The organism is Streptomyces sp. NBC_00250 (assembly GCF_036192275.1).
Lineage (GTDB): Bacteria > Actinomycetota > Actinomycetes > Streptomycetales > Streptomycetaceae > Streptomyces.
Genome location: NZ_CP108088.1, coordinates 3,577,812 through 3,596,892 on the forward strand (window position 1 = coordinate 3,577,812; position 19,081 = coordinate 3,596,892).

The 19,081-nt window shown below is 71.4% G+C and carries 21 protein-coding genes; 12 read left to right on the forward strand and 9 right to left on the reverse strand.

Going from position 1 to position 19,081, the window contains the following annotated elements:
* Positions 1-19 precede the first annotated feature (19 nt).
* From OG259_RS15860 to OG259_RS15885, 6 genes are all read left to right on the forward strand, one after another.
* Entirely contained in the window at positions 20-631 is a 612-nt protein-coding gene (locus tag OG259_RS15860) for a MarR family winged helix-turn-helix transcriptional regulator (protein ID WP_328942870.1), read from the forward strand.
* 31 nt (positions 632-662) lie between these two features.
* Complete coding sequence (locus OG259_RS15865) at positions 663-1,133, forward strand: sigma factor-like helix-turn-helix DNA-binding protein (RefSeq protein WP_266895936.1); 471 nt, start codon at positions 663-665, stop codon at positions 1,131-1,133.
* The gene (locus OG259_RS15870; RefSeq protein ID WP_328942871.1) at positions 1,130-1,381 is read left to right on the forward strand and encodes a hypothetical protein; all 252 of its coding nucleotides are present in this window, start codon (positions 1,130-1,132) and stop codon (positions 1,379-1,381) included. Before OG259_RS15865 ends, OG259_RS15870 begins: the two co-directional genes overlap by 4 nt.
* Positions 1,382-1,441: 60 nt before the next feature.
* Positions 1,442-1,633 (forward strand): DUF1059 domain-containing protein, encoded by a 192-nt coding sequence (locus tag OG259_RS15875; RefSeq protein ID WP_328942872.1) that lies wholly within the window; start codon positions 1,442-1,444, stop codon positions 1,631-1,633.
* A gap of 219 nt (positions 1,634-1,852) precedes the next feature.
* Entirely contained in the window at positions 1,853-2,260 is a 408-nt protein-coding gene (locus OG259_RS15880; protein ID WP_328942873.1) for a peptidase inhibitor family I36 protein, read from the forward strand.
* Between the two features lie 11 nt (positions 2,261-2,271).
* Positions 2,272-3,192: a hypothetical protein gene (locus OG259_RS15885; protein WP_328942874.1), complete on the forward strand. Its 921-nt coding sequence runs from the start codon at positions 2,272-2,274 to the stop codon at positions 3,190-3,192.
* 132 nt (positions 3,193-3,324) lie between these two features.
* Here the strand turns inward: OG259_RS15885 and OG259_RS15890 are convergent, their stop codons facing one another.
* Positions 3,325-4,479, reverse strand: coding sequence for a cystathionine gamma-synthase (locus tag OG259_RS15890; RefSeq protein WP_328942875.1), 1,155 nt, complete (start codon positions 4,477-4,479; stop codon positions 3,325-3,327).
* 72 nt (positions 4,480-4,551) lie between these two features.
* Here OG259_RS15890 and OG259_RS15895 point away from each other — a divergent pair, with 72 nt between their 5' ends.
* Positions 4,552-5,661 (forward strand): hypothetical protein, encoded by a 1,110-nt coding sequence (locus OG259_RS15895; protein WP_328942876.1) that lies wholly within the window; start codon positions 4,552-4,554, stop codon positions 5,659-5,661.
* A gap of 122 nt (positions 5,662-5,783) precedes the next feature.
* Positions 5,784-6,446, forward strand: a complete 663-nt coding sequence (msrA, locus tag OG259_RS15900; protein ID WP_328942877.1) for a peptide-methionine (S)-S-oxide reductase MsrA — start codon at positions 5,784-5,786, stop codon at positions 6,444-6,446.
* A 48-nt stretch (positions 6,447-6,494) separates the two neighbouring features.
* Here the strand turns inward: msrA and OG259_RS15905 are convergent, their stop codons facing one another.
* Both OG259_RS15905 and OG259_RS15910 read right to left on the reverse strand, forming a co-directional pair.
* Entirely contained in the window at positions 6,495-6,854 is a 360-nt protein-coding gene (locus OG259_RS15905) for a DUF1330 domain-containing protein (RefSeq protein WP_328942878.1), read from the reverse strand.
* A 146-nt stretch (positions 6,855-7,000) separates the two neighbouring features.
* Complete coding sequence (locus OG259_RS15910) at positions 7,001-8,056, reverse strand: NAD(P)-dependent alcohol dehydrogenase (RefSeq protein ID WP_328942879.1); 1,056 nt, start codon at positions 8,054-8,056, stop codon at positions 7,001-7,003.
* Between the two features lie 129 nt (positions 8,057-8,185).
* Here OG259_RS15910 and OG259_RS15915 point away from each other — a divergent pair, with 129 nt between their 5' ends.
* A complete protein-coding gene (locus tag OG259_RS15915; protein WP_328942880.1) occupies positions 8,186-9,046 on the forward strand; it encodes a helix-turn-helix transcriptional regulator in 861 nt (286 codons plus the stop codon).
* Between the two features lie 63 nt (positions 9,047-9,109).
* Here the strand turns inward: OG259_RS15915 and OG259_RS15920 are convergent, their stop codons facing one another.
* Positions 9,110-10,381, reverse strand: a complete 1,272-nt coding sequence (locus OG259_RS15920) for a L,D-transpeptidase (RefSeq protein WP_328942881.1) — start codon at positions 10,379-10,381, stop codon at positions 9,110-9,112.
* Between the two features lie 229 nt (positions 10,382-10,610).
* Positions 10,611-10,949, reverse strand: a complete 339-nt coding sequence (locus OG259_RS15925; protein ID WP_328942882.1) for a hypothetical protein — start codon at positions 10,947-10,949, stop codon at positions 10,611-10,613.
* A gap of 111 nt (positions 10,950-11,060) precedes the next feature.
* On the opposite strand from OG259_RS15925, the gene OG259_RS15930 reads away from it, so the two are divergent.
* Entirely contained in the window at positions 11,061-11,327 is a 267-nt protein-coding gene (locus OG259_RS15930) for a hypothetical protein (protein WP_328942883.1), read from the forward strand.
* A gap of 150 nt (positions 11,328-11,477) precedes the next feature.
* Here OG259_RS15930 and hutH read toward each other — a convergent pair whose 3' ends face one another.
* Positions 11,478-13,019, reverse strand: a complete 1,542-nt coding sequence (gene hutH, locus OG259_RS15935; protein WP_328947096.1) for a histidine ammonia-lyase — start codon at positions 13,017-13,019, stop codon at positions 11,478-11,480.
* Between the two features lie 223 nt (positions 13,020-13,242).
* On the opposite strand from hutH, the gene OG259_RS15940 reads away from it, so the two are divergent.
* A complete protein-coding gene (locus OG259_RS15940) occupies positions 13,243-15,429 on the forward strand; it encodes a serine/threonine-protein kinase (protein WP_328947097.1) in 2,187 nt (728 codons plus the stop codon).
* A gap of 892 nt (positions 15,430-16,321) precedes the next feature.
* Here OG259_RS15940 and OG259_RS15945 read toward each other — a convergent pair.
* Entirely contained in the window at positions 16,322-16,729 is a 408-nt protein-coding gene (locus OG259_RS15945; RefSeq protein WP_328942884.1) for a hypothetical protein, read from the reverse strand.
* Positions 16,723-17,358: a TIGR03086 family metal-binding protein gene (locus tag OG259_RS15950; RefSeq protein ID WP_328942885.1), complete on the reverse strand. Its 636-nt coding sequence runs from the start codon at positions 17,356-17,358 to the stop codon at positions 16,723-16,725. Before OG259_RS15950 ends, OG259_RS15945 begins: the two co-directional genes overlap by 7 nt.
* A 52-nt stretch (positions 17,359-17,410) precedes the next feature.
* Between OG259_RS15950 and OG259_RS15955 the strand changes: the two genes are divergently transcribed.
* Positions 17,411-17,917, forward strand: a complete 507-nt coding sequence (locus tag OG259_RS15955; RefSeq protein WP_328942886.1) for a MarR family winged helix-turn-helix transcriptional regulator — start codon at positions 17,411-17,413, stop codon at positions 17,915-17,917.
* On the opposite strand, the gene OG259_RS15960 is transcribed toward OG259_RS15955, so the two are convergent.
* On the reverse strand, positions 17,914-19,062 hold the full coding sequence (locus OG259_RS15960) for a GGDEF domain-containing protein (RefSeq protein ID WP_328942887.1): 1,149 nt from the start codon (positions 19,060-19,062) through the stop codon (positions 17,914-17,916). The genes OG259_RS15955 and OG259_RS15960 overlap by 4 nt on opposite strands.
* Positions 19,063-19,081: the final 19 nt, after the last annotated feature.

Here is a 19,081-nt window from a genome sequence, read left to right on the forward strand (position 1 = left end):
ACGAGAGAGACCCACAGCCATGCCCACATCTCAGGACATGACGACTGAGCTCGACCCCGGTCTTCTCGATGCCCTCCAGCACCAGGTGGCCGTCTTCGCCCGCCGGGCCGAGCAGACCCGCCTCGGCGGCACCGGTCAGCTCCGCAACTCCATGGACCGCGCCGCCTACCTGCTCCTCAACCGCCTGGACCAGGAAGGTCCGATGGGCGTGAAGGCGCTGGCGGCGGGCATGGGCATCGACTCGTCGACCGTCACCCGCCAGGTCGCCCCGCTCGTCGACACCGGTCTGGTGAAGCGCACTTCGCACCCGGAGGACGGGCGCGCGGTCGTGCTGCAGCTGTCGCCGCGCGGCCTGTCCCGCCTGGAGGAGGTCCGCTCCTCGCGCCGCCAGCTGATGGTGGAGGTCACGGAGGGCTGGACGCCGGACGAGCGGGAGTCCTTCTGCAGCCTGCTCACCCGCTTCAACACCGCATTGTCCGCACGGCAGTCGGCGCACACGGGCGGCCCGGTCGCGGAGTCCGCGGCCCCGTCGACGGCTTCGTCGGCGACCCCTTCGGCAGCCCTGTCGGCAGGTCCGTCCGCGAACGAGGGGCCTGCCGAGGGGCCGAGCGAGTCCGCGCCGACCTCTTGACCTCACCCCCGCGCTGTCCTCAGATGAGGATGTGGCAGAGCAGCGGAACGGACACCGCGTCGAACGCGCCCACCACGCCCGGGAGTTCGACGCGTTCGTGGCCGGGGCGGCGGGACGGCTGCTGCACGCCGCGACCCTGCTCACCGCCGAGACCCGCACCCGCAACCCGCACGCCCAGGCCCTGCTGACGGCCGCCCTGGCACACACGTACGCGGTGTGGGACCGGCTGCGGGACGAGGACCCGTACGAACTCACCCGGCGCGAGCTCGCCGCCCGCTTCGCGCGCACCGCCTGGCGGCACCACGGCGGCCAGGGCGGGGTCCTCGCCCCGCTCCACCCGCAGGAACGGCTCGTCGTCGTCCTCCGGCTGTACGAGGGGGTCGCCGAGGAACAGGTCGCGGCACTGCTCGGACTGCCCGAGGCCCGGGTCCGCGCCGTCTGCGACCGCGCGGTGGCCACGCTGAGGGGCCGGGACGGCGCACGTCGGGGGTCGGCCGCGTGACCCGGCGCGAGGACAAGGAGGCGGCGGTCCGGCGGCTGCTCGACACCCCGCACCCGTCGGTCCCCGGCGACCTCGCGCGACGGGCCGCCGAGCGCGGATCCCGGCGGCTGGACCGCGTCCGGCGGATGCGGCGGGCGCTGTGGTTCCTGGGCCTGGTCGCCGTCACCGCGTTCGTGGTGTGGGCGTCGGTGGCCCGGCCGTGGGAGGTCCCGCCGGCGGAGACGACGCCGCCGCTCGAAGGCTGGTGAGGACCGGCCTAGCCTGGAAGGGACGGCACGTCTCCTCGTGCCGGGAAGGCTGAGGCTGCCATGACCAGGAAAGTCGCCGACTGCCGCAACACGCCGAGCGTCATGAACTGCACCCTCACCATCAGCGGTGAGGAGGAGGAAGTGGTGCGGGCCGCGTCGGAGCACGCCGTCTCCGTCCACGGCCACGAGGACACCCCGGAACTGCGGACCTCGGTACGCGAGTCGCTGGAGGACGAGAAGGCCCCGGCCTGAAGATCACCCAGGACGAATCCGACAATCCATCGAATCAAGAAGGAAGCATTTCCGCCTGGCGGAAGTATTCCGCCTGGCGTGATTAATCCGGCCAGTGGCCGGATAGTGCCGCTCAAAATAAAGGTTGAGTCCAAGATCAGCGCGGTGTAGCGTCCTCCCGTTCGGTGCCCTTGGCGGTCCGCCACGGACACCCCGAGTACGGCGACAGAGGGAGTACGCATGAAGAAAATGCGCGCCATTTCCGCGATAGCCGCAATCGCTTTCACCGCCACCACGGGCTTCGTCGGAAGCGCCACCGCGGGCAGCTACAACGGTGTATGCGAAAGCTCCAACGGTGGCGAAGTGTGTCTCTACGACACCAACAACTACACCGGCGCCGTGTACGACACGCTCTACAGCAAGCCGGAGTACACCGGCACGTACTACGGCACGAACACGCCCATCAACGACACCGTGACCTCCACCTGGAACCGTGACCCCGACACCAGGGTCTGGTTCTTCGCCGATGCGAACTACACGGGCACGGACGGGGGCCAGGAGCCGGGCTACAAGCTCAACTGGGAGGGCGGCTGGAGCAACAAGTGGAGCTCCCACTGCTTCACCAGCAACCCCAGCTGCCCCTGGTGACGATGTCCCACGTGAGCAGAGGACGGCGGCGTCTCGCCGCGCTCGCCGTCCTCGGCCTCGCGGTCACGGGATGCTCGAACCAGGAGGAACCTCCCCGGAAGACCGGGGCGAAACTCGAGATCACTCGCGATCCGGCCGCTTACGAAGGACGCGAGATCCGCCTCCCGCTCGACGCCTACGCATTCAGTGAGGCCCAGCGCGACAATTTCGCCGACGCCGTCCACACACTCTCCGACGCCTGCATGAAGGAATACGGCCTGAGCTGGCCCAAGGCCGATGTGCAGAAATCCCCCGTAACGGGCAACTCCCGCCGATACGGCGTCATCGATCTCCCCCGGGCCCAAAAGTTCGGATACGGCGTCCCGCTCCCCGACGGCATGACCCAGGAAGAGGCACAGAAAGTCGGCCGAGCGAACATCGATCGCACAAGGAAACTCCCCCAGAAAACACGCGACGTGTACACGGGAGAGAACGTGAAACAATTCGGCGGAAAACCGGTCCCCGAGGGCGGGTGTCGCGGCCGGGCCTACAAGACCCTGGGAGCTCCCCCGCAGGGAATGGATTCCATGGCCCTCGACACCCTGCGCTACGAGGCCTGGGAACAGGCGCGGAACAGCAGGATCGTGCTCGACGCGGTCGCACGCTGGAGCACCTGCATGAGCAAGGCCGGATACGCGTACAAGACCCCCGAGGAAGCCGTGGCCGACCCCGCCTGGCGCCGCGAGGGGACCGCTCCGACCGCCGCGGAGATCACCGCCGCGACCACCGACATCCGGTGCAAGCGCGACGTCATGCTGGTCGAGAAGTGGCACAGCGTGGAGGTCGAGAACCAGAAGCGGCTGGTACGCGAGAAGGCCACGGTGCTCGGCGACCTGAAGCGCCGACGGGACGCCCTCGTCGCGCACGTCGCCCGCGCGGGCTCCGGAACCTGAGAACGCCGCCGACAGGTGCGGCACACGGCGGCGGGCTCCGGAACCCGACAACACCGCCGACAGGTGAGGCACACGGCCACCGGGGGAGCCGACCGGTCCGGCCGGCTCCCCCGGTGATCACGTGACCGGGCTCTAGCCCAGCGCCTGGCGCAGGTCCGCGAGCAGGTCCTCGACGTTCTCGATGCCCACCGAGAGACGGACGAGGTCCGCGGGGACCTCCAGGGCGGAGCCCGCGACGCTCGCGTGGGTCATCCGGCCCGGGTGCTCGATGAGGGACTCGACGCCGCCGAGGGACTCGCCGAGGGTGAAGAGCTGCGCGCGGTTGCAGACCTCGACGGCCGCCTGCTCGCCGCCCTGCACGCGGAAGGAGATCATGCCGCCGAACGAGCGCATCTGCTTGGCCGCGATCTCGTGCCCCGGGTGCTCCGGGAGGCCCGGGTAGAGGACCTGGGTGACCTTCGGGTGCTGGGTCAGCATCTCGACGATCTTCTCGGCGTTCTCGCTGTGCCGGTCCATGCGGACCGCGAGGGTCTTGATGCCGCGCAGCACGATCCACGAGTCGAAGGGACCGGCGACCGCTCCCATCGCGTTCTGGTGGTACGCGAGCTCCTCGCCGAGCGCCTCGTCCGCCGTCACCAGGGCGCCGCCGACGACGTCGGAGTGGCCGCCCATGTACTTGGTGAGCGAGTGCACGACGACGTCCGCGCCGAGCGCCAGCGGCTGCTGGAGGTACGGCGAGGCGAAGGTGTTGTCGACGACGAGCTTGACGCCGGCCTGGCGGGCGACGCCCGCGATCGCCTCGATGTCGGTGATGCCGAGCAGCGGGTTCGACGGGGTCTCGACCCAGATCAGCTTCGTACGGTCGTTGACGGCGGCGCGCACCGCCTCGACGTCGGAGGTGTTCGCCACCGAGAAGTCCACGCCCCAGCGCTGCACGACCTTGGCGAAGAGCCGGAAGGTGCCGCCGTAGGCGTCGTTCGGGATGACCACGTGGTCGCCGGGCGCGAGGAGCGTGCGCAGCAGGCAGTCCTCGGCGGCCAGCCCCGAGGCGAAGGCGAGACCGCGCCGGCCGCCCTCCAGGGCCGCAAGGTTCTCCTCAAGGGCCGTACGGGTGGGGTTGGCGCTGCGGCTGTACTCGTAACCGCCGCGCAGCCCGCCCACGCCGTCCTGCTTGTAGGTGGACACCTGGTAGATGGGCGGGACGACCGCGCCGGTCAGCGGGTCGGCGGTGTTGCCCGCGTGGATCGCGCGGGTCTCGAAGCTCTGGTGAGAGTGCTGGTCGCTCATGTGTCAGGAGCGTAGTCCCGAGCGACCCCCGGCGCCGAGATCGTCTCACCGGGTGTCCTGGACAATGGACACATGGAGATTCTCTGGTTCCTGATCGCGATGGGCCTGTTGTTCGGCGTCCTCGGCCCCTACCTGCTGCGCCGCCGCGGCGGCGGCGGGATCCGTCAGGTCGCGCCGGGCGCGCCGGACGCCGCCGATCCGGAGGCGTACGGATTCGTCCTGCAGGAGGACCAGGACGTACGGCTCCCGGGCGAGGACGACGAGCTCCTGCACGTCCTCGACGTCGTCCAGGCCACCCAGGACTGGCGGGCCGCTTCGCGGCTGCTCGCCGCCACCGACAAGGACGGCGAGGTGCGCTGGCAGCGCGTCCAGGCCTTCGCGGGCGCCGCGTCCCTCGAACTCCAGGAGCGGCCGGGCGTGGGCGGCGCGTGGCTGCGGGCCTGGCGGGCGGAGGCCCCGAAGGACGCGGGCGGCGCGGCCGTGCACGCCGAGTTCCTGGTCCAGCAGGCCTGGCGTTCCTCGGCGGCCGGGACCGACGACTTCCGGATCATCCTGGAGGAGGCCCGGAAGGTCACCGAGGAGGCGGCGCTGCTCGCCCCGGGCGACCCGGTCCCGTACATCACGCAGCTGGCCGTGGCGCGCGGTCTCGGCTACTCCCACGAGCAGTTCGACCAGGTGTGGGCGCGGGTCATCGACCGGGCGCCGCAGCACATGGGGGCCCATCTGGCGGCCCTGCACTACTGGTGCGAGAAGTGGCACGGTTCGCGCCAGGAGGCCGACCACTTCGCGACGACGGCCGCGGCGCGCGCCCCGCGGGGTTCGCTGCTCGCCGCGCTGCCGCTGTTCGCGGTGTACGAGCACGTGCCGGACGTGGTGCTGGTGCAGGACTTCTTCCGTACGGCGGTGGTGTCGAAGGCGATGGACGGCGCGCTGTACGCGGTGAACTCGGCCCGTCCCGACGACCCGATGCTGGCGCACGTCCGTCATCTGCTCGTCTGGTTCCTGGTGCGCGGCGAGCGCTGGGCGGAAGCCATGCACCAGCTGGTGAAGGTCGACGGGCACGTGGGCGCGGTGCCGTGGACGCTGAGCGGGGACCCGGCGGCGCAGTTCACGGTCTTCCGGAACCTGGCGGTGGCGGGGTACGAGGCGAACGGCGGCAACCCGGCGACGCTGCCGCGCTGACGGACCCGGCGGGCCGCTCCTCCGGCCGACGGCTCCCCTGCGGGCGGGGAGGGACCCCTCGGGGAATCCCTCCCCGCCCGCAGGCGTTGTGAGCACTGCCGACCGTCGAGGAGAGATGCAGCATGTTCCTGTCCCGCACCCCCGTCCTCCCCACCCCCGAGCAGGCCCTGCGCGGCCGCCCCGAGCCGGAGTTCGCCGTCCCCGAGCGTCACACGGTCCTCGGCAACCCGCTCCTCGGCCCGTACCCGGAGGGCCTGGAGGTCGCCGACTTCGCCCTCGGCTGTTTCTGGGGCGCAGAGCGCAAGTTCTGGCAGACCGACGGCGTCTGGACGACCCTCGTCGGCTATCAGGGCGGCTACACGCCGAACCCGGCGTACGAGGAGGTCTGCTCGGGCCTGACCGGTCACACCGAGGTCGTCCGGGTCGTCTTCGACCCGGCGAAGGTCTCGTACGAGTCCCTCCTGAAGCTCTTCTGGGAGTCCCACGACCCGACGCAGGGCTTCCGGCAGGGCAACGACGTGGGCACCCAGTACCGCTCGGCGGTCTACACCCACACGCCCGCACAGGCGGCGACGGCCGACTCCTCCCGCGAGGCCTACCAGAAGGTCCTGACGGGCTCCGGCTACGGCACGATCAGCACGGAGATCCTCCCGGCGGAGGGCCGTGCCTTCTACCCGGCCGAGGGCTACCACCAGCAGTACCTGGACAAGAACCCGGCGGGCTACTGCGGCATCGGCGGTACGGGCGTCTCCTGCCCGATCGGCGTCGCGAAGGCCGACGGCTGACGGCTGACGGCTGACGACTGGCGACTGGCGACACGGCCCGAGCCCTGCTCAGGCCGTGTCGTCGGCCGAGGACGCCCGTAGCGAGGCGGCGGTCGCCGCCGGGTCGTAGCCGGGGGCGACGCCGTCGACGAGGAGGACGTCGCCGGCCATGTGACGGGTGCGCAGCGGGATCAGCGCCCGGTAGGGCTCGGACTCGTACCAGCCTCGGGCGTCCGCGTACGTCGGGAAGCCGATGATCACGAGGGCGGCGGGCCACGTCCCCTCGCGGACCTCGCGCTCGGGGGCGCCGTGCACGAGGAAGCGGCCCCCGAAGGGGTCGAGGGTGGCCTGGATGCGCTCCATGTAGGTGAAGACCTCCTCGTCGAGGACGGGCTTCGGGTGCAGGTTTCCGATGGCGTATGCGGTCATGAGGCAAGGCTGCCCGGGCGGACCGTACGGAGTCGATTACCCCGGAGGTCATGCCCCGGCAGCCCGGGCTACCGCCGACGGCCCTCCCCGCCGGTTCCGGGCCCGCCGCCGGTTCCGCGCCGGCCGCCCCGGGCCCGCCTCCGTCGTCAGATCGTCGACGCGTCGATGACGAAGCGGTAGCGGACGTCGCTCGCGATCACCCGCTCGTACGCCTCGTTGATCCGGTCCGCGTCGATCACCTCGATCTCCGCGCCCAGGCCGTGGGCCGCGCAGAAGTCCAGCATCTCCTGGGTCTCCGCGATGCCGCCGATCATCGAGCCCGCGAGGGTCTTGCGGCCGCCGATGAGGGAGAAGAGGTTGAGCGCGACGGGCTCCTCGGGCGCACCGACGTTCACCAGGGCGCCGTCCGTCTTCACCAGGCTCAGGTAGGCGCCGAAGTCCAGCGGCGCGGAGACGGTGGAGATGATCAGGTCGAAGGTGCCGGCGAGCTTCGTGAAGGTCTCCGGGTCGCTCGTCGCGTAGTAGTGGTCGGCGCCCAGCTTGAGCCCGTCCTCCTGCTTCTTCAGCGACTGGCTGAGCACGGTCACCTCGGCGCCGAGCGCGTGGGCGATCTTGACGCCCATGTGGCCGAGGCCGCCCAGGCCGACGATGGCGACCTTCTTGCCGGGGCCGGCCTGCCAGTGGGCGAGCGGCGAGTAGAGGGTGATGCCCGCGCAGAGCAGCGGCGCGGCCTCGTCGAGGGCGATGCCCTCGGGGATGCGCAGGGTGTAGTTCTCGTCGACGACGATGTGGGTGGAGTAGCCGCCGTAGGTGGGCTCGCCGTTCTTGTCGAGCGCGTTGTACGTGCCGGTCATGCCGGTGCCGGAGCAGTACTGCTCCAGGCCCTGGAGGCAGTACGCGCACTCCCGGCAGGAGTCCACGAAGCAGCCGACGCCGACCCGGTCGCCGACCTGGAACTTCGTGACCCCGGAGCCGACCTCGGCGACGAAACCGGCGATCTCGTGGCCGGGGACCATCGGGAAGATGCCCTCGCCCCAGCCGTCGCGCGCCTGGTGGATGTCGGAGTGGCAGATGCCGGCGTACTTGATCTCGATGAGGACGTCGTGCTCGCCGACGGCCCGGCGGGGCACGGTGGTGCGCTCCAGCGGGGCGTTGGCGGCGGGTGCGGCGAAGGCGGGGACGGTGGTCACGTTCGTGGTCATGGGGACGAGCCTGCCGGAGTCCGCGGCACGTACCCAGGCCTCTGTTCTGCCTACGTCCAGCGTGCCTACCACTGGCAGGGACAGGAACAGCCGTCCGCCGGGACGTACGACCTGGGATAATCGGGTCACATGGATCTCAGTGCCGAACTCAGCGAATTCCTGCGCTCGCGCCGGGCCCGGCTGAAGCCGGAGGACGTGGGTCTGCCGGAGTTCGGGCGTCATCGCCGGGTACCGGGGCTGCGCCGGGAGGAGCTGGCGCAGCTGGCCGGGGTGTCGGTGGCGTACTACACCCGGCTCGAACAGGGCAACGGCCGCAATGTGTCCATGGAGGTGCTCGACTCCATCGCGCGGGCCCTGCGGCTGAGCGACACCGAGCGGGCGCATCTGACGCACCTGGCCAAGCCGACGGCGAAGAAGAAGCAGCACCGGGCGGCGATCGCCCGTCCCCAGCTGGTGCGGCCCGGTCTGCAGCACCTCCTGGACGCGATGGACGGCGTCCCCGCCTTCCTCATGGGGCGTCGGGGCGACATCCTCGCGTGGAACCGGATGGCGCGGGCCCTGATGGGCGACTTCGCGGCGATGGAGCCGGAGGAGCGCAACATGGCCCGGCTGGTCTTCCTCGGGTCGAACGCGCGCGATCTCTACCTGGACTGGGAGAGCAAGGCGACCGAGGTGGTGAGCGTGCTGCGGTTGTACGCGGGCTGCTATCCGGACGATCCGGCGCTGCTGGCGCTGGTCGGCGAGCTGTCGGTGAAGAGCGAGGAGTTCCGCTCGCTGTGGGCGGCGCACACCGTCGCGGACAAGGGGCACGGGACGAAGCGGCTGCGGCATCCGCTGGTGGGCGAGATGACGCTGGCGTACGAGAGCATGAAGGTGGCGGGCGGGGACCCGGATCTGGTGATCGTGACGTACCAGGCGGAGCCGGGAACGGCGTCGGCGGACGCGCTGCGGCTGCTGGCGCAGTGGGGTGTGGAGGAAGTCGTACGGTGACGCGGAACGGCGGCCCCCTCCGTCGTGGAGGGGGCCGCCGTTCTCGTGGGCGCGTGCCGGGCGTCAGGCCGCCGAGCCGGCCTTCCACTCCGCCCAGTTCATGTTCCAGCCGTTGAGGCCGTTGCTGGGGGAGATCGTCTTGTCCTTGGAGTTCTTGACGATCACGACGTCACCGACGATCGAGTGGTCGTAGAGCCAGGCGGCCTGCTGGTTCGGGTCGCCGGCGCCCTTGACGTCGTTCAGGCCGACGCAGCCGTGGCTGGTGTTGGCCGAGCCGAAGATCGAGTCCGGGCCCCAGTAGTTGCCGTGGATGAACGTGCCCGACGTGGACAGGCGCATGGCGTGCGGCACGTCCTTGATGTCGTACTCGCCCTTGCCGTCGTCGTCGGTGAAGCCGACGGTCGCGCCGTTCATCCGGGTCTCCTTGAACTTCTCGGAGATCACCATCTGACCGTTGTAGGTCGGGTTGTCCGGGGAGCCGGCGGAGATCGGGATGGTCTTGATCGTCTTGCCGTCCTGGGTGACCGTCATGGTCTTGGTGGCGACGTCGACGGTGGAGACCTGGTTGCGGCCGATCTTGAAGGTGACGGTCTTCTGCTGGACGCCGAAGACACCGTCGGCGCCCTCGACGCCGTCGAGGTCGAGCTTGAGGGTCACGGTCGAGCCCTCGGTCCAGTAGTCGTCCGGACGGAAGTCGAGGCGCGTGCCGTCGAACCAGTGCCCGACGACCTCCTGGCCGCTGCTGGAGGTGACCGTGATGCCGCCCTGGACGGCCGCCTTGTCGGTGATCGCCTTGTTGAAGTTGATCGAGACCGGCATGCCGACGCCGACGGTCGAACCGTCCTCGGGCGTGAAGTTGCCGATGAAGCTGTTGGCCTTGGAGACGGTGGTGAACGAGGAGTTCTCGTGGGCCTCCAGGCCCTCCGCGTCCGCGGCGGTGGCGGCGATCTTGTAGACCGTGGCGCGCTTGAGCTGGCCGGTCGGCTTCCAGCTGAGGCCGTCGGCCGCTATCTCGCCCTTGACGGCCTCGCCCTCGGCGGAGGTCATGACGACCTCGGTGAGCTTGCCCTCGGTGACGGTGACCTTGGCGTCGTTGTTGATGGAGGCGTTCTGCGCGCCGTTCTTCGGCGAGATGGTGATCTGCGCCTTGGAGGTCTTCTGCGCGGCCGCCTCGTCGACCTGGGCCTGTGACTGCGGCGTCGCGGAGCCGGAGGCGCCCGCGCCCTTGTCCCCGTCGTTGCACGCCGAGAGCACCAGCACGCCGCCGAGCACGGCGGCCGCGGCGGCCAGGCTCCTGCGGCGGCGCTTGCCGTCCGTCATCACACGCTTCTCCATCGTCGCCGATTCCCTGCCAACTTCTTGTTATGAACGCCCATGACACCCCGTCCGGTTCCGAAAGCGGAGCGTTTGTGGGGAACACCACTGGCCCACGGGTGGGCCACCACTGATCGACACGCACGTACGGTCCGTCCGGTTCCCGGGGCTTCCGGCGGGTCCCGTCGCCAGGCGCACCGCAGGCCCCGGGACGCCGTCCCGGGGCCTGCGAACAGGGCGGATACCGGTCTTACGACCGGTCGTCGTCTTCCTCCGCCCCATCTTCCTCGTCGACTTCCCACTCCAGCGCATCGGGGTCGTAGTCGATCTCCTCACTGCTCCAGGAGGCCTGGACCATCTCGATGCCGGGGACGTCGCGGATCAGGTCGAAGGGCTCGACGAGGTACGCGAGGGCCTCGGCGCTGTCCTCCCGCGCCGCGGCGCGGGCGGGCACCCGCTCCTCTTCCGGCATGAACTCGTCGGCATCGATCCGGGCCTCGGCGGCCTCGGTCAGCTCGGCCGGCCCGTCGATCTCCAGAACCACATCGACGCGAAGGCGTACATAGCGTGCTGTCTCAGAAGTACTCATGGGTCGGAGCGTAGGCGCCCGCGGGCCCTCGGCTTTCCCACGACCCGCTGTGTTCATTAGCATCGGCGCACCGACCAATTCGCGGTTTCCGCAAGGGGGATCGAAATTTCCGTGTCCGCCGCCCGACGCCCACTGATGACCGCGACCGCCGCGGGGACACTGCTGTGCGCCCTGTGGTTCGTACCGTCCGCCAACGCCACCGACGAGCAGGGCGGGGTACGGATCGGGGTGACCCAGGACGGTCCCGTCGCGGACGGACGTCTGGCGGAGACCGGCGGCCGGGACACCACGCCGTATCTGATCGGCGGGACGGGTTTCCTGGGCGTCGGCGCGGGTTTCGTGGCGCTGGCGATGCGCCGCCGCGACCGGACCGTCTAGCCGCGACCGGACCGTCCGGGAGCCGACCGGCGGATCGGTCACGGCTCCGGCCGGGGATCGGCCGCCGGACAGGCCCCGGCGGCCGTGGAGAGCGCGAAGGGCCCGCCCCGGACTTCCGGGGCGGGCCCTCACGTCAGCTGCTGTCCCCGCTTACGCCAGCGGGCCGGTGACCGGCTCCACCGCGGCGAGCAGCTTGCCCTCGCGCACGAAGGTGTCGGCGGCCGCCAGGTCGGGGGCGAGGAACCGGTCCGGGCCGGGGCCCTGGACGCCGGCCGCGCGCAGGGCGTCGATGGCGGCCTGGGAGGCGGGGGCCGGGGTCAGGCCGTGGCGGAGCTCGATGCCGCGGGTCGCGGCGTACAGCTCGACGGCGATGATCCGGTTGAGGTTGCCGATCGCGGTGCGCAGCTTGCGGGCGGCGGACCAGCCCATGGAGACGTGGTCCTCCTGCATCGCGGAGGACGGGATGGAGTCGGCGGAGGCCGGAACGGCGAGCCGCTTCATCTCGCTGACCAGGGCGGCCTGCGTGTACTGGGCGATCATCAGGCCCGAGTCGACGCCGGCGTCGTCGGCGAGGAAGGGCGGCAGGCCGTGCGAGCGGTTCTTGTCGAGGAGCCGGTCGGTGCGGCGCTCGGCGATGGAGCCGAGGTCGGCGGCGGCGATCGCGAGGAAGTCGAGGACGTACGCGACGGGGGCGCCGTGGAAGTTGCCGTTGGAGCGGACCTGACCGTCGGCGAGGACCACCGGGTTGTCGACGGCGGCGGCCAGCTCGCGCTCGGCGACGAGCAGGGCGTGGGCCATGGTGTCGCGGCCGGCGCCGGCGACCTGCGGGGCGCAGCGGACCGAGTAGGCGTCCTGGACGCGGGGGGCCTCGCCGCTCTGGAAGTGACCGGTGAGCTCGGAGCCCTTGAGCACGGCAAGCATGTTGGCGGCGGAGGCCGTCTGGCCCGGGTGCGGGCGGATGGCGTGCAGCTCGGGTTCGAGGACCTTCTCGGTGCCGAGGAGGGCTTCGAGGGAGAGCGCGGCGGTGATGTCGGCCGACTTGTAGAGGGTGTCGAGGTCGGCGAGGGCCATGACCAGCATGCCGAGCATGCCGTCGGTGCCGTTGAGGAGGGCCAGGCCCTCCTTCTCCTTGAGCTCGACGGGCGCGATGCCGTGCGCGGCGAGCAGCTCGCCGGCGGGCTTCAGCTCACCGTCGGGGCCCTCGGCGTCACCCTCGCCCATGAGCGCGAGGGCGCAGTGGGAGAGCGGGGCGAGGTCGCCGGAGCAGCCGAGGGAGCCGTACTCGTGCACGACCGGGGTGATCCCGGCGTTGAGGACGTCGGCCATGGTCTGCGCGACCTCGGGGCGGACGCCGGTGTGGCCCGAGGCGACGGTCTTGAGCCGCAGGAACATCAGGGCGCGGACGACCTCGCGCTCGACGCGCGGGCCCATGCCGGCGGCGTGCGAGCGGACGATGTTGCGCTGGAGCTGGGCACGGAGCTCATGGCCGATGTGCCGGGTGGCGAGCGCGCCGAAGCCGGTGGAGACCCCGTAGACGGGCTCGGGCTTGGCGGCGAGCGCGTCGACGATGCTCCGGGCGGCGGCCAGGGCCTCCACGGCCTCGGGCGACAGCTCGACGCGGGCGCCGTGGCGGGCGACGTCGATGACGTCCTGCGGGGTCGTGCCGGACGTGCCGAGGACGACTGTCTGCATATCCATATTCAGCACCCTACGGACTGAAGACCGACATGTCACTAGGTGACTTCGTCACCGGTCGGGCGGGGGACGGACCCTTACGCATCGATCATTCCCGATGGGGCCCCAGTCTGCCGCGCGGAGGACGGCGCCCGTGATCGCCTGTGCTCGGCCCCTGCCGCGTCCTACAGTCGGATCCGGCAGGAAGCGTGGGGGACAAGGGGGCACGTGAGTGGCACGCATGCTGGCCGACCGCTACGAGCTGGACCGGGTACTGGGCCGCGGCGGCATGGGGGAGGTCTGGGCCGCGCGCGACACCCGCCTGCACAGACACGTCGCGGTCAAACTGCTCCAGCAGCACATGTCCCGGGTGGACGGCGCACTCGACCTGTTCTTCCGCGAGGCGAGGACCGCGGGAGGACTGAATCATCCGGGTGTCGTGACGGTGTACGACCTGGGCCAGGACACCGACGGAACCCTGTTCCTCGTGATGGAGCTGGTGAAGGGCAAGGACCTGCGGTCGGTCCTGACCGACGACGGGACGCCGACGCTCGACGTCGCGCTGGAATGCGCGATACAGACGGCCGACGCACTGGTGGCCGCGCACGCGGCCGGGGTCGTCCACCGCGACCTGAAGCCGGAGAACCTCATGGTGACGCCCTCGGGGACGGTGAAGATCCTCGACTTCGGCATCGCCCGCTACCTGTCGACGGCCACGACGGCCAGCCGGGTGGTCGGCACACCCGCCTACATGCCACCGGAACGCCTGCAGGGCAAGGTCGGCGACGGGCGCGGGGATCTGTACTCCCTCGGATGCGTGCTGTACGAACTGGTCACGGGGCAGCCTCCGTTCGGGTTACTGGAGGTGGGCGCGATGGCGTTCGCCCACGTGTACACCCCACCCCAGCCCCCCAGCACCCACCGGGACGGGATACCCCCCGCGCTGGACGACCTCCTGTCGGCCCTGCTCGCCAAGGACCCCGACCGACGCCCCACCACCGCAAGCCAGGCCCGCGACCGACTGAGCGCCGTACTGAGTGAACTTCGGGGCGGGGCGGGACCGACCCCGACGGTCGAGGAACCGGAGAAGCCGACTCCCACGGTCGAGGACCCGCTGCGCACGCGTACGGAGCACGCGCGTTCCGTGTCCGACACGAAGGACTTCCAGGAGGCCGCGCGACTGTTCGCCGACCTGGGCACCGAATGCGCACACACGCTCGGGCCGGACCACCCGGACACCCTGGCCCGACGCCGCGACCACGCGTGGAACGTCGGCCGGACCGGGAACCACGCGGAGGCCGTCCGCCTCTACAACGAGTTCATCGACCGGTACGCACGCGTGTGCGGCCCCGACGACCCCGGAGTGCTGCGGGCGTGCGGCGACCACGCCTGGAACGTGGGGCAGAGCGGAGACCACGCCAAAGCGGCCCGGATGCAGGCAGTGCTCATCAAGGACCGCACTCGGGTCCTCGGCGCGGAACATCCCGACACGCTGTACAGCCGGCACAACCATGCCTGGAACATCGGACAGGCAGGTGACCACGCCGAAGCCGTACGCCTCTACGGCGCGTTCGTCTACACCTATGTCAGGGTTCTCGGCACGGCCGACACCGACGTCCTGGCAGCACGGCACAACCATGCCTGGAACGTGAGCGAGACGGGCGACCACGCCACAGCGGTTCGCCTCTACGAGGAGTTCATCGACGTCTACGAACGCGTCCTCGGCCCCGACAACTCACAGGTGCTGTCGGCTCGTTACCAGCACGCCCGGAGCATCGGCATCGCGAGCGACCCCGCCAGGGCGGCCAGAATGCAGACCGAACTCATCAAGGACCGCACCGGCGTGCTGGGCCCTCACCACCCCGACACGCTGGCCACCCGGCACAACCACGCCTGGAACACCGGAATGTCCGGCGAACACGCCACGGCGGTCCGCCTCTACGACGAGTTCATCCACGTCTACGCCCAGACCCTGGGGCAGGACGACGCCGAAGTCCTGTCCGCCCGGCACAACCAGGCTTGGAACGCCGGCCGGAGCGGCGACCACGCCAAGGCGGCGCGATTGCTGGCCGGACTCATCAAGGACCGGACCCGGATCCTCGGCGCCGACGCCCCCGACACGCTGGAAACGCGGCACGTCCATGCCTGGAACGTCGGCGAGACGGGCAAACACGCCAAGGCCGCCCGTCTCTTCGACGGATTCATCGACACGTACACCCGGGTCCTGGGGCCGGAGGACACCCGAGTCCTGGGAGCACGGCACAGCCACGCCTGGTACGTCGCCAGCACGGGCGCCCACGCCAGAGCCGCCCGCCTCTACGACGAGTTCATCGACACCTACGCCCGGATCCTCGGCGCGGACGACGTCGATGTCCTGAAAGCGCGGCAGACCCATGCCTGGCTGAAGCAACAGCTCGGTTACGCGTGAGGCTCGGGCTTGGGGCCTGGGGTTCTTGGGGTGGGCCGGGTTCGTGGGCTTCTGGTGGGACCGCCCTCTTTCCGAGAGTCGCTCCTTCCGGCGGTGCGTCAAGGGCGCTCCCTGCGGTCGCGTCGCTGCGCGATGGCCTTCGGCCACCCTTGACCCACCGCCTCCAGGAGCGAAAGACCTCTCGGAGGGCGGTCCGGGGGGCGGGGTCACCGCCGGGCCCCGGGCGGTATCCGGGGATTGCGTGCGTCTGACGGCCGGTGGGTGGGGGCTTGGTTCGCGGCAGGGTTGGGTGGGCGCCCTTCCCGCCGGTTGGGGGTGCGCTGCCGTGCGATGGGGCAGTCGGGCTCGGCTCAGCGGCCGATGGAAGTCCATGGGCTGGGCTTCAGGCCCCGCTGGTCGCTCCCGGCGGGTGGGGGGAGTGGAAACCCTGCATTACTCCGAGTAGCACGTCTCGGATTGAGGCCCAAAGGGGGCACTTCGCCCATTCCGGGCGATGAAACTGCAAGAAACTCTCGCCAGCCGCTCCCGCCACCCACGAACACAGACCAGCGGGGCCTGAAGCCCGACCACCCACCGACCGCAACCCGCTGAGCCAAGCCCGACCGCCCCATCGCACGGCCGCGCACCCCCGACCGGCCGGAAGGGCACGCACCCAGCCCCGCCGCGAACCGAGCCCCCACCCACCGGCCGCCAGACGCACACACCGACCCCGGACACTGCCCGGGGCTCTGCGTAGGCCTCGCCCCCCGGTCGCCCTCCGAGTGTGAAAAGGCGGCCTCCGCCGCCGGGTCAAGGGTGGGCGCAGCCCATCGCGCAGCGACGCCGGAGGCGCCCTTGACGCGGTGGTGGAGGCCGCCACACTCGGAAAGAGGGCGGCCGCACCCGCACCTCATCAGAACCCCCCACCCCCTGAACCCTCCCCGATCACCCCCCGCGCCCGACCCCAGATCGCCGCCGGTTCGAACCTCGCCGCCTCCCAGCCGGTCGAGGTCAAAGCACCCCTCCCCCGGTACGCGCGCATGATCGCGACGTGTGGCGGCCACGTGACGAAGGCACGGAGGGCCGCCTCGTCGCGCCAGACGGCCACCGCGCCGCAGCGGCGCGCCAGCGGTTGCGCCCACAGCCACATCCCGTACGCCCCTTCGAGGGCCGGCCAGTCCGCCGCGAGCCTTCGGGCCGCGCGGTGGACGCCCGGCAGGTCCCTGCGCCGGTCGAGGCGGAAGTCGGTGACGCTGACCAGCACCGGCCGGCCGCCGCCCCGCCCCTCGTACGAGCCCGGCGTCCAGGGCGACCTCAGCACGGGCGCCAGCCCGCCCGGCGGCCCAGGACGGCGAGGATGCGGTCCAGCGGGTCCGCCCCCTCAGCCGGCGGCAGCTCCGGCCCGAAGGGGCCGCCCGGGGCCTTACGCGCCTCGCCGCCCGGAACCGCTTCGGCGATCGGCAGGGCCACGGCGAGGACGTCCGGCTCCGGCACGTACGGGAGGTCGAGGCTGCGAGCGACGTCCCAGCCGTGCACCACGTAGTCGATGAGGTGGAAGCCGACGGCGCGCTCGGCCCTGAGCGTCCGGTCCCGGCTGAACTCTGGCAGGTCGAAGGCCCTGTCCGGGCCGTCCACCGCCGCGAAGGCGGCGACGACCCGCTCGGCCGCCTCGCCGTACCGCGCGAGCGCGTCCCCGTCCGCCGGGCGGACCTCCCAGTGCGCCGGGTCCCCACCGTCGCCGCGCGCGGCGGCCGCGAACCCGTGGTGCTGGGCCGTCATGTGGGCGAGCAGATCGGCCAGGGTCCACGCCGCGCACGGGGTCGGCCGGGCCAGATCCGCCGGGGCGATCCGGTGCACGAGGGTCGCGCTGTCCCGGATCACGCGTGCGTGGAGGTCCCGGAGCCGGTCGAAGTCCACGGGGTCCGGAGACCCCTTCACATTCATAGGCATCCGCTTACGATCTGCGCGTGCTTATCAATTGTCAACGGGTATTTTCGTGGCCATGGCCGAGAACACCGCAGCGGACGCATCGACCGCAGCCACCCCAGCCACCGCGACCCCGGGCAGCCCCTCCCACCCCTCCGACCCCCCTCGCCCCGACCTCGCCGCCATGGTCGTCCCGCTCGGCCGCACCCTGATGGCCGCCGAGCAGCCGATCCTCGACGCCCACGGTCTGACCATGTGGGGGTACGTGGTCCTCCTCCACCTCGACGAGAAGCCCATCCGCACCCAGGCCGCGCTGGCCGAGGCCGTCCGGGCGGACAAGACGCGGATCATCCCCGTCCTCGACGACCTGGAGGCACGCGGACTGCTGCGCCGGCAGCCTGACCCCGAGGACCGCCGGGCGCGGCTTCTCTCCCTCACCGCCGAGGGCCGCCACCTGCGCGACGCCACGCAGGCCGCGATCCAGGAGGGCGAGGAACACCTGCTCGCCCGACTGCCGGCGGCCGACCGCGAGGGCTTCCTCCGGGGCCTGCGCACCCTGCACGACCTCTCCGGGCAGCCCTAAGCCCCGCCCGACCCGGGCGGCGGCCCCGGGTCCACCGGTGGTGCGTCCCTGAAGCGGCGGCGGTCGCGGGCTCCCGGCGGGGCGTCGGCGAGGCGGATGACCGTGCCGTCGCGGCCCGCCACCACCGGCTTCGACGAGCGGGCCGCCTTGGCCTGGTACTGGGCCGCGTCCGCGAGGCGGAAGAGGCGGCGGGCCGACCTGAGCGGGCCGATGGGGTCGCCGGTGGACGCCACCCCGCAGGCCACGCCCTCACCGAGTTCCAGCTCCGCCGCCCGTACGCACAGCTCCTCGGCGACCGCCACGACCTCGTCGGCCGTCGGGCCGACCGTCAGGAGGCAGAACTCGTCGCCGCCGAGGCGGGCCGCGAGGGCGCCGGGGAGCATGGCGCCGCAGCGGGAGAGGACCGAGCCGAAGCGTTCGAGGAGGCGGTCGCCGACGGCGTGGCCGTGGGTGTCGTTGACCCGCTTGAGGCCGTTGAGGTCGCAGACCATCAGGCTGACGACGGAGCCGTCCGCCCGGTAGCGCTCGATGGCCTCGTCCAGGCGGGTGTCGACGGCCCGCCGGTTGGCCAGTCCCGTCAGGGGATCGGTGAAGGCGAGTTTGCGGACCTCCTCCAGGCGTTCGGCCTGGGCGATGCCCGCCGCGACGACCGCCGCCAGGACCGTGGCGAAGTCGGCGTCCGCGCGGGTGAAAGGTTTCTCCTCCGGCGGGCGAGCCACGTACAGCTCGCCCCACGCGCGCCCGTGCAGCACGATCGGGGCCACCACACAGCAGCCGCGCCCGCGTCGGCGCAGACCGGCCACCCGACCCGTCGACACCGGGTCGGCGGCGGTCTCCACCCAGGCGTCCGGCTTGCCGCCGCCCGCCCACTGCTCGTGCAGGAACTCCGTGATCTCGGGGAACTGGTGGACCGGATACGTCTCCGAGTCCGGGAACTCCTCCTCGCCGACGGCCCGCTCCCCGGCGTTCACCAGGACCTTGAGGCGTCCGTGGTCCCGCTGCCAGACCGACAGGGCGGCGAAGGTCCCGTCGAGCCCGTCGCGGGCCCCGAGCGCCGCCGCCCGCCAGAACTCGCGTGGAGTGTGCGCCGCCGCCATCCCCTGCGCCAGCGCCACTACGGCCCGCAGCCGCACGTCCTCACCCATTCCTCCAGCTTAGGGAGGT